General features: G+C 51.9%; 9 protein-coding genes and 2 tRNA genes. 4 read left to right on the forward strand and 7 right to left on the reverse strand.

Going from position 1 to position 14,144, the window contains the following annotated elements; all coding sequences use genetic code 11:
* The 4 genes from ACYZZ0_RS16140 to ACYZZ0_RS16155 form a co-directional block, all read right to left on the reverse strand.
* Positions 1-75 (reverse strand) — tRNA-Gln (locus tag ACYZZ0_RS16140).
* A 41-nt stretch (positions 76-116) separates the two neighbouring features.
* A tRNA-Met gene (locus ACYZZ0_RS16145) sits at positions 117-193 on the reverse strand.
* Between the two features lie 224 nt (positions 194-417).
* Entirely contained in the window at positions 418-3,114 is a 2,697-nt protein-coding gene (gene adhE / locus ACYZZ0_RS16150) for a bifunctional acetaldehyde-CoA/alcohol dehydrogenase (RefSeq protein WP_461537682.1), read from the reverse strand.
* Positions 3,115-3,950: 836 nt separating this feature from the next.
* Complete coding sequence (locus ACYZZ0_RS16155) at positions 3,951-6,806, reverse strand: valine--tRNA ligase (RefSeq protein ID WP_461537683.1); 2,856 nt, start codon at positions 6,804-6,806, stop codon at positions 3,951-3,953.
* A gap of 183 nt (positions 6,807-6,989) precedes the next feature.
* On the opposite strand from ACYZZ0_RS16155, the gene ACYZZ0_RS16160 reads away from it, so the two are divergent.
* Complete coding sequence (locus ACYZZ0_RS16160) at positions 6,990-7,478, forward strand: RDD family protein (protein ID WP_461537684.1); 489 nt, start codon at positions 6,990-6,992, stop codon at positions 7,476-7,478.
* Positions 7,479-7,538: 60 nt separating this feature from the next.
* Here ACYZZ0_RS16160 and lptG read toward each other — a convergent pair whose 3' ends face one another.
* Positions 7,539-8,597, reverse strand: a complete 1,059-nt coding sequence (gene lptG / locus ACYZZ0_RS16165; RefSeq protein ID WP_461537685.1) for an LPS export ABC transporter permease LptG — start codon at positions 8,595-8,597, stop codon at positions 7,539-7,541.
* Positions 8,598-8,669: 72 nt separating this feature from the next.
* Positions 8,670-9,776, reverse strand: a complete 1,107-nt coding sequence (gene lptF / locus ACYZZ0_RS16170) for an LPS export ABC transporter permease LptF (RefSeq protein WP_461537686.1) — start codon at positions 9,774-9,776, stop codon at positions 8,670-8,672.
* A 353-nt stretch (positions 9,777-10,129) separates the two neighbouring features.
* On the opposite strand from lptF, the gene ACYZZ0_RS16175 reads away from it, so the two are divergent.
* Genes ACYZZ0_RS16175 through ACYZZ0_RS16185 form a run of 3 tightly spaced genes read left to right on the forward strand, consistent with a single transcriptional unit; the run spans position 10,130 to position 12,620 of the window.
* The gene (locus ACYZZ0_RS16175) at positions 10,130-11,626 is read left to right on the forward strand and encodes a leucyl aminopeptidase (protein ID WP_461537687.1); all 1,497 of its coding nucleotides are present in this window, start codon (positions 10,130-10,132) and stop codon (positions 11,624-11,626) included.
* Positions 11,627-11,669: 43 nt separating this feature from the next.
* Entirely contained in the window at positions 11,670-12,119 is a 450-nt protein-coding gene (locus ACYZZ0_RS16180; protein ID WP_461537688.1) for a DNA polymerase III subunit chi, read from the forward strand.
* 42 nt (positions 12,120-12,161) lie between these two features.
* Positions 12,162-12,620, forward strand: coding sequence for a hypothetical protein (locus ACYZZ0_RS16185; protein ID WP_461537689.1), 459 nt, complete (start codon positions 12,162-12,164; stop codon positions 12,618-12,620).
* Positions 12,621-12,665: 45 nt separating this feature from the next.
* Here ACYZZ0_RS16185 and hldE read toward each other — a convergent pair whose 3' ends face one another.
* A complete protein-coding gene (gene hldE, locus ACYZZ0_RS16190; RefSeq protein WP_461537690.1) occupies positions 12,666-14,108 on the reverse strand; it encodes a bifunctional D-glycero-beta-D-manno-heptose-7-phosphate kinase/D-glycero-beta-D-manno-heptose 1-phosphate adenylyltransferase HldE in 1,443 nt (480 codons plus the stop codon).
* Positions 14,109-14,144: the final 36 nt, after the last annotated feature.

Genomic DNA, 14,144 nt, shown 5'->3' on the forward strand with positions numbered 1-14,144 from the left:
TGGCTGAGGTGGCAGGACTCGAACCTGCGCATGACGGGATCAAAACCCGTTGCCTTACCACTTGGCGACACCCCAGCAAAATACTGAACGTTTCAAATTATCCTAAAGAAGGAAGATGGTAGCAACGACTAGATTCGAACTAGTGACCCCAGCATTATGAGTGCTGTGCTCTAACCAACTGAGCTACGTTGCCGCCGAAACGCAGGGCGCATTTTCATGATTTGAGGGGGGGCTGTCAACCTTGAAGCGGCATTTTTTGGCCGGAATGTGGGGGTTACTTATGCAAAGGGTGGTTCTGTCGCGGATTCACACGACAATGTGTAACGACAGGGCATCGTTAGAAATAGCAGTGACTGCATACAAAAAAGGCGCCAGCTACTGCTGGCGCCTTTATAAGAGGAGCGTCGCTGTCAGCAATTAAGCTGGAGCGGTCTCCTTGGAAGCTTTGGCAGGCTTCTTCGGTGCAGTGGTTGCAGCCGCTTTAGCATTACCTTCAGCCTGAGCTACTTCACCTTCGATAAATGCCTTGCCATAGAAGCTGGCAGTCAGCACTTCTTTCAGCTCGCTGATCAGCGGGTAGCGCGGGTTGGTACCGGTGCACTGGTCATCGAAAGCTTCCACGGCCAGATTATCAACCTTGGTCAGGAAGTCAGCTTCCTGAACGCCGGCAGCCTGCATGGAGGTCGGGATTTCCAGCTCGACCTTCAGCTCTTCCAGCCATGTCAGCAGACGCTCGATCTTCTGGGCAGTACGGTCACCCGGCTGAGACAGGTTCAGGTGATCGGCAATCTCGGCATAACGGGCACGGGCTTGTGGACGGTCATACTGTGAGAACGCAGTCTGCTTGGTTGGGGTGTTAGTCGCGTTGTAGCGGATCACGTTGGAGATCAGTAGTGCGTTGGCCAGGCCGTGCGGCAGATGGAACTCGGCACCGATTTTGTGTGCCATGGAGTGACATACACCCAGGAAAGCGTTGGCAAAGGCGATACCGGCGATGGTAGCGGCATTATGTACCTTCTCGCGGGCAATCGGATCGTTGGCACCATTCTTGTAGCTGGAAGGCAGGTATTCCTTCAACAGTTTCAGGGCCATCAGCGCCTGACCGTCGGAGTATTCGTTAGCCAGTACAGAAACGTAAGCTTCCAGTGCGTGAGTCACGGCATCGTAACCACCAAACGCAGTCAGGGACTTGGGCATGTCCATAACCAGATTGGCATCGACAATGGCCATCTGCGGAGTCAGCTCATAGTCTGCCAGCGGATACTTGGTACCGGTCTTTTCATCGGTTACCACGGCAAACGGAGTGACTTCAGAGCCGGTGCCGGAGGTGGTAGTGATGCAGACCATCTCTGCCTTCTTGCCCATTTTCGGGAACTTGTAGATACGCTTGCGGATATCCATAAAGCGCATGGACAGTTCTTCAAAGCGGGTTTCCGGATGTTCGTACAGCACCCACATGATCTTGGCTGCGTCCATCGGAGAGCCACCGCCCAGAGCGATAATCACGTCAGGCTGGAATTTCTCCATGGCTGCTGCGCCCTTCTGGACGACAGACAACGTTGGGTCAGCTTCCACTTCGTAGAATACGTCGACTTCCAGACCGCGGGCCTTGAGCAGGGAAACGACTTCGTTGGCACGACCACTGTTAAACAGATAGTTGTCAGTAACAATGAACGCGCGCTTCTTGTCTTCCAGATCGCTCATGGCCACAGACAGGCTGCCACGACGGAAGTAGATGGATTTCGGCAGTTTGTGCCACAGCATGTTTTCAGCTCGCTTGGCTACGGTTTTCTTGTTGATCAGGTGCTTTGGACCAACGTTTTCAGAGATGGAGTTACCACCCCAGGAGCCACAACCCAGAGTCAGGGAAGGTGCCACATTAAAGTTGTACAGGTCGCCGATACCACCGTGGGTGGTCGGAATGTTGACCAGAATACGGGCAGTCTTCAGCTTGTCACCGAAGTACTTGATACGATCCTGGTTTACGTCCTGATTAGTGTACAGACCGGAAGTGTGGCCAATACCGCCCAGATCAACCATACGACAGGCCATTTCTACAGCCTGCTCGAAACTCTTGGCGCGGAACATGCCCAGAGTCGGAGACAGCTTTTCGTGAGCAAAAGCGTCGTCTTCAGTCGTGTCCAGACCTTCACCAATTAGTACTTTGGTAGTAGCAGGAACAGTGACACCGGCCATTTCAGCAATTTTGGTTGCAGGCTGACCAACGATTGCAGCGTTCAGATTGCCGTTTTTCAGAATGATGTCACGGACTTTATCAGCATCAGCCTTGTTCAGAACATAGCCATCGTGAGTCGCGAAACGCTCTTTAACCTGGTCGTATACTTCGTCCATAACGATAACAGCCTGCTCGGAAGCGCAGACAACACCGTTGTCGAAAGTTTTAGACATCAGTACGGAGGCAACAGCACGTTTGATATCGGCAGTTTCGTCGATAACCACCGGTACGTTACCGGCACCTACACCGATAGCTGGCTTACCGGAAGAGTAAGCAGCCTTAACCATGCCCGGACCACCGGTAGCCAGAATCAGGTTAATGTCGTCGTGCTTCATCAGGGCGTTGGACAGTTCAACAGAAGGTTGATCGATCCAGCCGATAATGTCCTTCGGAGCACCGGCAGCAACGGCAGCGTCCAGCACCAGCTTGGCTGCTTCGTTGGTAGAGTTTTTGGCGCGGGGGTGTGGAGAGAAGATGATGCCGTTACGGGTTTTCAGGCTGATCAGGGATTTGAAAACCGCAGTGGAGGTCGGGTTGGTGGTCGGTACGATACCACAGATCAGACCCACCGGTTCGGCGATAGTGATGGTGCCGCCCAGCTCGTCTTCTTCCAGAATGCCGCAGGTCTTTTCATCCTTGTACTTGTTATAAATGAACTCGGATGCGAAGTGGTTCTTGATAACCTTGTCTTCGATGATGCCCATGCCGGACTCGGCAACAGCTTTTTGAGCCAGGGGGATACGGGCACTGTTGGCAGCGATGGATGCTGCGCGGAAAATTTCATCAACCTGCTCCTGAGAGTAGGTAGCGAATTTCTTCTGGGCCGCTTTGACGCGAGCGATGAGTTGTTCGAGTTCAGCCATGTTGGTAACAGGCATAACTAACTCCTGAGTCATATTTAAAAGCCCTTCAAACAAGCTATGTCAGCTTTTGCATTTGAGGGCCGGGGGGTAGCCATTGAACAGTCAGGCGACACACTGGATCTATATCCGAAGCGATAAACAATGATCCGAGTTTAGATTGTGACGCTGACTCTTCCAGTATTCGATTGATAAGTGTCGGGCGGGTGTCTGTCTGAACGTACGCTTTAATTAAACAAAGCATGCAGCACGCGCTAAAGAATCTCTTTCGCAAAAAGACTCTTGATGAAATCTGTTGTGATTTATTTTAGGCCTTAATTTTTAATAAACCATGATTGAAGTCAGTTTCTTGTTTTATTTGATATTGCTTTAAATATCGCTTTGATTTACCTGTTTATAATTGAACTGATTGTTTTGAAAGGTGGCGGGACAGTAGTAAATCTTGTAGCCAAATGTTTATTTGGTTCAGCTTGGAGGCTGAGGCAGCCTGCAGTTCTGGTCGTTGTTAGTTAATTTTTGTTTTTGGCGCTTTCAGGGCAGTACCTGGGCGCCTTGTTGTTGCTTGATGTTTGTGGTTGTTGAAAATTTAGTTGGTTTAAGGGCATTTGAAACGAGTGTCTTGTTAATGGCCGTATAATTGTTTGTTTTTATCAGGTTACGCTGTTTGTTTGATAAAAGAAAAATATGGAAGGCATCTTCTTGTTTTTATTTGTGATATCAAAACTACTTTATGGTTTTGTAAGCAAAAATGTTCTTGTTTGTTAATCGATTTGTTTTGATTATTTAAAATAACTGATACAAAAATGCCGCTACATAAATGCAGCGGCATTATCGTGCTAGCTTATCTTAAGCTTTTACAGACTCTTGATAGCTTCCAGCTGTTCCTCAAGGCGGCCTTTGGCAACCTTGACATCAGCCAGCTTGGCACGTTCTTTCTCAACAACGGCAGCCGGAGCCTTGCTGACAAACTTCTCGTTGTTCAGTTTGCCTTCAAAGCGGCGGATTTCGCCAACCAGTTTGTCGATTTCCTTGCCCAGACGAGCAATTTCAGCGTCCTTGTCGATCAGACCGGCCATCGGTACCAGCACTTCCATCTCGCCAACCAGCTGAGTGGTTGCCATCGGCGCCTCTTCACCATCAGCCAGAGAGCGGATGCTTTCCAGCTTAGCCAGAGACAGCAGGAAGCTGCGATTGTCTTCCAAACGACGCAGGTCATCGGCAGATGCATTACGCAGAATGACTTCCAGCGGCTTGCTCGGAGCAATATTCATTTCAGCACGAATATTACGGATACCGACGATAAAGGACTTCAGCCACTCGATATCGCTTTCGGCCTGGTCATCGATCAGACTTTCATCGGCTACCGGGTAAGCCGCGGTCATGATGGTCTCACCTTCAACACCGGCCAGACCCTTGATCTGCTGCCAGATTTCTTCGGTGATAAACGGCATGAACGGATGTGCCAGACGCTGGATCGCTTCCAGAACCTGAACCAGCGTGCGACGGGTGCCGCGCTTGCGGGCTTCCGGTGCATTCTCATCCCACAGTACCGGTTTGGACAGTTCCAGGTACCAGGCGCAGTATTCGTTCCAGATAAAGTCGTACAGGTTCTGGGAAGCGTGATCCAGACGGAACTCGGACAGGTTCTTTTCAACCTGCAGTTCCAGACGCTGCAGGCTGGACAGGATCCAGCGATCCGCCAGAGTCAGTTCAACCTCACCACCGTTCTGACCGCAATCCTGATCTTCGGTGTTCATCAGCACATAGTTGGCTGCGTTCCAGATCTTGTTGCAGAAGTTACGGTAGCCTTCCAGGCGCTTCATATCCCAGTTGATATCACGGCCGGTAGACGCCAGTGAGTACAGGGTGTAACGCAGGGCATCGGTGCCGTGAGCGGAAATGCCGTCTTCAAAGGTCTTGCGGGTACGCTTCTCGATCTTGGCGGCCAGCTGCGGCTGCATCATGTTGCCGGTACGCTTTTCGACCAGAGATTCCAGATCGATACCGTCGATCATATCCAGCGGGTCCAGTACGTTACCCTTGGACTTGGACATTTTGTCGCCGTTCTCGTCACGAATCAGACCGGTGACGTAAACATACTTGAACGGAACCTGCGGCTTTCCATCTTCATCCTTGATGAAGTGCATGGTCATCATAATCATCCGGGCAACCCAGAAGAAAATGATGTCAAAACCGGTAACCAGTACGTCGGTCGGGTGGAAGGTGTTCAGGCGGTCGGTGTTTTCCGGCCAGCCGAGAGTACCGAAGGTCCACAGCGCAGAAGAGAACCAGGTATCCAGCACATCATCATCCTGACGCAGGGCAATATCTTCACCCAGACCATGTTTTTCACGAACTTCAGCTTCGTTACGGCCAACGTAAACCTTGCCGCTGTTGTCGTACCACGCCGGAATCCGGTGACCCCACCACAGCTGACGGGAAACACACCAGTCCTGAATATCGCGCATCCAGGAGAAGTACATGTTCTCGTACTGCTTCGGTACAAACTGAATGTCACCGTCTTCTACTGCCTTGATTGCAGGTTCGGCCAGCGGTGCAGCACGGACAAACCACTGGTCAGTCAGCAGCGGCTCGATAACCACGCCGGAACGGTCGCCGTAAGGAACCATCAGATCGTGGTCTTTTACTTCTTCCAGCAGCCCGGCTTCGTCAAAGTCGGCAACGATTTGCTTACGGGCAGCAAAGCGCTCCATACCGTGATATTTTTCCGGAATGGTGCCGTCGATCTCTTCGTTAACAGTGCCGTCAGTGTTAAAGGTTTCAGCCTGATCGCGAATATCACCGTTCAGGGTCATGATATTGATCATGGGCAGGCCGCAGCGCTTGCCGACTTCGTTATCGTTGAAGTCGTGCGCCGGAGTGATCTTCACACAGCCAGTGCCTTTTTCCATGTCGGCGTGTTCGTCAGCCACGATCGGAATACGACGGCCGACCAGTGGCAGAATGATATCCTTGCCGATCAGCGCCTTGTAACGCTCGTCTTCAGGGTTTACAGCAACACCGGTATCGCCCAGCATGGTTTCCGGACGGGTGGTGGCAACAACAATGTAGTCCTTGCCGTCAGCGGTTTTTTCACCGTCAGCCAGCGGGTAGCGGAGGTGCCACATATGACCTTTCACGTCCTTGTTTTCTACTTCAAGGTCGGAAATGGCGGTGTGCAGTTTCGGGTCCCAGTTAACCAGACGCTTGCCGCGGTACAGCAGGTCATCTTCATACAGGCGGACGAACACTTCCTGAACGGCTTTATAGAAGCCTTCATCCATGGTGAAACGTTCGGTATCCCAGTCTACAGATGCGCCCAAACGACGCAGCTGGCGGGTGATGGTGCCGCCGGATTCTTTCTTCCAGTCCCAGATCTTATCGGTGAAGGCTTCGCGGCCGTAGTCGTGACGGGTCTTGCCTTCTTCTGCCTGAACCTTGCGCTCGACAACCATCTGGGTGGCGATACCGGCGTGGTCGGTACCCACCTGCCACAGGGTGTTGTGACCCTTCATGCGGTGGTAACGGGTCAGGGCATCCATAATGGAATCCTGGAACGCGTGACCCATATGCAGGCTGCCGGTGACATTCGGCGGCGGGATCATGATGCTGTAGGGCTTGCCTTCACCGGAAGGGGCAAAAAAGCCCTTTTCTTCCCAAGTCTGATACCATGAGCGTTCGAGCTCGTGTGGGGAGTATGTCTTATCCATAGCCAGATCGTTGCGCCTGATGGGTAATTTGCTAAAACCGCGTATTATATAGCTCTGCAATAGGCAGAGTTAAGCATAAAGCACAACAATCACCGGCGGAGTTAAAAAGAAGGTGCCTGAAACCGGCGTATTTTTTAGAATCTGCTCCGTAATATCAGAAATAAACCGAATCAGAGTCTGTTGATGTCCGCACAATCCGCTGTTGCCACTGAGTCCGAAAACTTCCCGCCAGCTTCGTTATGGCGCCGTATTGCTGCCATTGTTTATGACACTTTTCTGGTAGCTGCGCTGATGATGATGGTCAGTGGTCTGTATCACTCCGTGGTAAATGTCTGGCTGGGCGGGACAGAAGAGGCAACAGTTGGTTTTGATCCATTTCTGTTTCTGATTCTGCTGATTACCGTATTCAGCTTTTTCACTTACTTCTGGCGCGCCAAGGGACAGACACTGGGCATGCAGGTCTGGCGTATCAGGATCGAGACCGAACAGGGTGGCCTGCCTGAGATGACTCACTGTACGCTGCGTTTCTTCAGTGCAATTCCGCTGATGGGGGCCTGTGGCCTGGGATTGTTGTGGATGCTGGTGGATAGCAAAAAAATGGCACTGCAGGATCGGGTGTCAAAATCCCGTGTGATTGAGTTGCCCAAAGGTTATTACGACAAACAGAGCTGATAAGAAAAAGGCAGCTTTTATATGCTGCCTTTTTTATAACTAATTTACTGAGAGAGTTGGTTAGCCTGCACGCCTCAGCAAAATACTGCCAACAACCAGACAGATCAGAATCGGCGTCAGCACCGCAATAATCGGTGAAAAGCCAAATACTAGACTTGATGGTCCCATCAGCTGCTGAACAATCATAAAGGCCACACCGGTGATAACGCCGGTAAAAATTCGCAGGCCCATGCTGACTGAGCGCAGAGGCCCGAATACAAATGAAATACCGATCATGACCAGAGCAAAAATCGATAGCGGCTGGAATACCTTGTTCCAGTACGCCAGAGCATATTCCCCCGCATTCAATCCCTGTTCTTTCAAGTACTTCATATAAGTTGAAAGACCACTGATTGATAATTCATCCGGATTAACGACGACTACTTTGAGCAAGGTAGTATCGAGATCTACATTCCAGATTTCAGTGAGAGCGGTTTCAATGGTGACTTTGTCTCCAGCGAAATGACTGGTTTTAACCTGTTCCAGTACCCAATGATCTTCCTGGAATAATGCCCGGCTGGCATAGCTGGCTTCTTTCAGTTGCATCTCGTCGTCAAATTTGAAACGACTTACGCCGTACAATACGCCGTTGGGTTCAACAGCGTTGAAGTACATAAACTCATTGCCTTCACGGTGCCAGATGCCGTCACCGGAATAGGTGCCTTTGGCGGAGCGGGCAATCTCACGACCCGTCTCGGCTATCTGCCCGGTCCAGGGCGCAAGATATTCTCCGACCAGGCCTCCAATCAGCATCAGCACCAGTGCCGGTTTCATTACGGCCCAGATAATCCGCTTCAGTGAAACGCCAGCGGCACGCATAACGACCAGTTCGCTGTTGGCTGCAAGGCCACCAAGACCGACAAGGCAGCCTATCAGGGCTGAAACCGGAATCGCCTGATAAATGGCTTTGGGAATATTCAGCACCGTGAACAGTATGGCTTGTGGCACCTGATAGTTGGCCCGCAGGCTTTCCAGCTGTGCCATAAAACCAAACAAGGTGTTCAATGCCACAATAACAATCAGCACCAGCAGCATGGCGCCCAGCACATTAAAGCCGATGTAGCGGTCAAGCTTGCGCATGCAGCGACTCCCTGTCAGTCAAAACAATTCTTCTCATCAACCTTTTCCATCAAACAGTTCTCAACCAATGAGCTATCCCGTCACCCTGTGACGTAAATGCCACCAGTGCTGCAGTGGTGCATAAAAATAAATCACAACACTGATAATCAGGAAAACAATATGAACCGGCCAGACACCGATCTCGGCCGGAATCTTGCCGTCTTCCACCGCACCTTTAACTGCAATCAACGTTGACAGATAAAACAGGTACAACAGGATTGCAGGCAATAGTTTGGCATAGCGACCCTGACGAGGATTCACCCGGCTCAATGGAACCGCCAGCAGAACCACAATCGGAATCAGCAGAGGAATAGAAATACGCCACTGAAGTTCAGCCTGTAACCGGGGATCATCAGAGCCCAGCAAACGGCTGGTTGGAAAGCCTTTCTCTTTGGTGGCTTCCTTTTTGACTTCATTCTGATCCATCAGTACGCCATAACGATCGAACTGGGTGGCTCTGAAATCGGCTGATCCGGCAGTACCGTCATAACGGTAACCATCATTCAGAATCAGATAGCGACCACTGTCGTCCTGTTGCTCGATAGCACCGGTACGTGCCATCACCAGCGTCATGGCCGGTTCAGTGGTAGATTTCTTGGCGTCCCTGTTGGCAATAAATACGCCATACATGGTTTCCCGATCAGCGGAAAGCTGTTCGGCATAGGTCGCACGGGATGATCCTTTCAAGGCCTGAAAACGGCCCGGAATAATATTGTCGAATTCTGTCATGGCATCCTGACGGTTCAGGATATTCTCGACATTCTGTGCGCCCCAGGGGGATACCCAGAAGCTCAGGCCGCCGACAATCAGCATCATGCCGATAGCGGGAACCATGGTCATACGCAGTAACTGGCCCTGGCTCATGCCGCAGGTTTCCAGTACCGTCATCTCGCTTTCCAGGTATAACCGGCCATAGGAAAGCATAATGCCAACAAACAGCCCGAGCGGCAGAATCAGTTCCAAAAAGCCTGGCAACCGGTATCCCATGATGGAAAACAGAAAATCCGCATTTAACGCGCCGGTTGCGGCCTGTGCCAGATATTTGATAAAACGTCCGCTGACGATGATCAGCAGCAGCACGCCGCTGATTGCCAGCATGCTTTGGATAACCTCTCGGGTCAGATAGCGAAAGATAATCAAGGCCGTTGCTTCCTTACTGAGTCTGGAAATAAGCAATCATTGGCGTAAACTGTGTTTGCGGGTTACACCTGTATTGTAATGCCGAGCCACAGTTACGTTTATTTCCTGTCCGAATGCCCATCGCAGTGAAAATACCTTCATGCTTAAAGGTTGTCTGGCCGGCAGGGCATGAACCGGTCGTATGCATGCTCAAAATTCCTGAAAAGAGTTTAGAGTCTGATATACAAAACTGGTTCACCCGTCACAAGCTGAATCGGTACCTGATTGAAAAGCAGGGTAGCCGAGGCAGCTTCTTTTCCGGTTTAAAGTAACAATTATCCATTAAACCCTGTTTATTGTCTTGTGGAGTAATCATGGAATACACCGTAAAAAACGGCGCTCCTGAAAAGCAGAAAACCCAGTGCCTGATTGCCGGCCTGTCTGCAGGTGAACTGAGCGGTACCGCTGCAGCCCTGAATGAGGCAGCTGGTGGCTTGCTGGCAACTCTGAAAAAGCGCAAGGATCTATCTGACAAGAGCGGTGATTCCGTACTGTTGTCCTACGTGCCTGAACTGACTGCCGAGCGTCTGATGCTGGTCGGTACTGGTGACAAGGCCATGTCCCCGAAGGCATTCAAGGCGGCAATGGCTGGGGTGGCTGCCAAACTGAAAGGTGCAGCGATCAAGGATGCGATGATCTGTCTGGATGACTTCGACGTTGAAGGCGTTGATGTCAGCTGGAAAGCCCGTCAGATTGCTGAAGCGGTTGAGCGTACTTTCTACGTATTTGACCAGTTCAAGTCCGGCGACAAGAAAGACAAGCCGGCGCTGACCAAGGTATCCCTGCTGTTGGCAGGCCGTAAAGACGCGAATGCTGCCAAGCAGGGTCTGGCTGAAGGTGAAGCTATTGGCTCTGGTGTCAGCGTTGCCCGTACCCTGGGTAACCTGCCAGGTAACGTCTGTACTCCGAAGTACCTGACCGAGCAGGCGAAAGAACTGGCCAAAGGCAACGCCAAGCTGAGCGTCAAGGCGCTGGGCGAGAAGGAGATGGATAAGCTGGGCATGTACTCCTTCCTGTCTGTCAGCAAGGGCTCCGTTGAGGAAGGCCAGCTGATCGTGATGGAATACAAGGGCAGCAAGAAAAAGACTGACAAGCCTTACATGCTGCTGGGTAAAGGCATCACTTTTGATACCGGTGGTATCAGCCTGAAGCCGGGTGCCGGCATGGACGAAATGAAGTTCGACATGTGTGGTGCCGCTTCTGTTATGGGCGCGATGACCGCTCTGGTTGAACTGGATCTGCCGATCAACGTCGTTGCGCTGATTGCTGCTGCTGAAAACATGCCGGCCGGCAATGCCAGCAAGCCGGGTGACATCGTGACTTCCATGTCCGGCAAGACCATCGAAATCCTGAATACCGATGCTGAAGGTCGTCTGGTTCTGTGTGATGCGCTGACTTACGCTGAAAAGAACTACAAGCCGAAAGCGCTGGTAGATATCGCTACCCTGACCGGTGCCTGCATTCTGGCGCTGGGTCATCACATCTCCGGTCTGGTTGCCAACGATGACGAACTGGCAGGTCAGCTGCTGGAAGCGGGTGAAGGCAGTATCGATCCGGCATGGCGTCTGCCCATGAACGAAGACTACCAGAAGCAGCTGGACACCAACTTTGCTGACATGGCCAACATTGGTGGTCGTCCAGCCGGTACCATTACTGCCGGTTGCTTCCTGTCCCGCTTTGCTGAAGCATATCCCTGGGCGCACCTGGATATCGCTGGTACTGCATGGGACAGCGGTAAAGCCAAAGGCGCTTCCGGTCGTCCGGTACCGCTGCTGGTTCAATACCTGATGGATCGTGCAGCTGAAGCTTGATAGTTGCGTAGCGTAAAGCCCGATTAACAGGAGATAACACAGCGTGAAAACCAGCCAGGTTGATTTCTATCTGACACCCGCCGTTGAACAGCAAGAGCTGTTAATGTTTGCCTGTCGTTTGATAGAAAAGGCCTGGCGCCAGGATTTCAAAATTCTGGTTCTCTGTCCTGATGCGGCTGCCGTAGAGGCGCTGGACGAATTGTTATGGGACTGGCGTGAGGACAGTTTTATTCCTCATACTACGTCGTCTGATAATGATTCGGTTGAGCCGGTACTGCTCTGTTCCGACGTATCTGAACAGGGAAAGGATTACACGCTGCTGCTGAATCTGGGTAATGATGTGCCGTCAGGTTTTGGTGAGTTTACCCGCATCGGGGAAATGGTTCCTGATGACGACAACGGTAAAAACCGTTCCCGCGAAAATTTCCGCTATTATCGTGGTCAGGGGATAACGCCCCGTGTCCATGATCTGAAATCACGCAGGGCCGGTTAATAGGCCATGAGTCATCAACCGTGAATCATCGAACCCTAAAGCATGAGCCATAAACAAAGCACGGCACATCAGCTGATTGATGATCTGGAAATTATCGAACAGTTACTGAATGAGTCATCGTCACAAGTTCTTCATGAACGCACTGATGATGTTTTGGCTACCAAAGAGGAAGTCATGCCGGATACTGCCGGTACTTATCAGGCTGTTATTCATCCGGCTGTCAGTACGCCTCTGGTTGTTTTACCGGGTATTCGTACAGACCGCGGTCAGGTTGAAGTTCCTTCTGCCGCTGATACCCACCCTTCTGAATTATTGAGTCAGTCTCTGGAAGAACAGTTACGGCAGGAAGGAGAAAAGATGATTCAGGATGTTATTGATGGCTGGCTGCCGAGGCTGGAATCCCGGCTGCGTTGCTGTCTGAACCAAGCGATGGATCAGTATATCGCTGAGCGAATTGCAGCCTGGCAGGATACTTCTTCAAATGTGAAGCCCGGAAGATAAGCTGCCCTCGCCGTCAGCGAAGGCAACGTTATTCGGGTATCTATATCAGGCAGGTTCCTGGGTATTACGGATCTTGTGGACGATGGCTGTAGTTGAGCAGTTATCCAGAAACTCCAGTACTGCCACTTCACCGCCATAAGAATGAACAATGGGCGCTCCAACCACTTCTTCTACGGTGTAGTCGCCGCCTTTCACCAGAATATCCGGACGGATCAGCTCCAGCAGTTTTTCCGGTGTGTCTTCGTCAAAGCTTACTACCCAGTCAACTGCTTCCAGACCAGCCAGAACAGCCATCCGGCGATCAACCGGATTAATCGGGCGACCTTCACCTTTCAGGCGGGTAACAGAGTCATCACCGTTAATGGCCAGAATCAGTCGATCGCCCTGCTTGCGAGCCTGCTTCAGATAGCCAACATGACCAGCGTGAACGATATCGAAGCAACCATTGGTGAATACAATGCGCTCACCACGAGCCCGGGCCGCTTCCAGCTGAACCAGTAACTGATCCACTGTCATGGCACCACGCTCGGCACCCTGATCGGCCTGAACGGCTTTCTGCAGTTCCGGCAGACTGGCCGTTGCTGTGCCCAGCTTGCCAACTACGATTCCGGCCGCAGTATTGGCCAGTGCTGCAGCATGGGCAAGGTCACAACCGGCAGCCAGTGCTGAGGCCAGCACGGAAATAACAGTATCGCCGGCACCTGTCACGTCAAACACTTCCTGAGCCTGTGCCGGAAGGTGCACTTCAGGCGCACCACCCTGCAGCAGGGTCATACCGTGCTCACCACGGGTAACCAGCAGGGCACCCAGTTCCAGCTCTTCAATCAGGGCGTGGCCCTTCTTGACCAGCTCCTGCTCATCCTTGCAGGCACCCACCACCGCTTCAAACTCACTGAGGTTTGGGGTGATAAGGGTTGCGCCCTTATAAATGCTGAAGTCCCGGCCCTTCGGGTCAGCCAGTACCGGAATGCCCCGGGTTTTGGCCAGTTTGATCAGCTGCTGGTGGGATTGCAGGGTGCCTTTGCCGTAGTCAGACAGAATAACGGCATCAATCGCTTGCTGTTCCAGCAGGTCATGTACCTTCTGCTCCAGTACACCGGCGCTCAGTTCAGTCAGCGGCTCTTCGTGATCCAGTCGAATCAGCTGCTGATGCTGGCTGATGACCCGCAGTTTGGTAATGGTAGGAACATTGTTCAGTTCAATGAAGTCGCAGTAGACACCTGCTGCTTCCAGCCGGGTTTGCAGACTCTGACCGGCTTCATCCTTGCCAGTGGCTCCAACCAGCCAGGCCGGGGCACCGAGGGAAGCGATGTTCAGGGCCACGTTGCCGGCACCGCCGGCACGGTCTTCAATATTGCCGACACGCACCACGGGCACAGGGGCTTCCGGTGAAATACGGGAAGTGGAGCCGTGCCAGTATCGGTCCAGCATAACGTCGCCAACAACCAGAATACGGGCTTTATCGAAGCGGGGTAAGGTTAGTTTCATCTCTATATTTACCATGGGTCCTCAGTAATAGACCCG

Source organism: Spongorhabdus nitratireducens (genome assembly GCA_947387575.1).
GTDB lineage: Bacteria > Pseudomonadota > Gammaproteobacteria > Pseudomonadales > Endozoicomonadaceae > CANDOC01.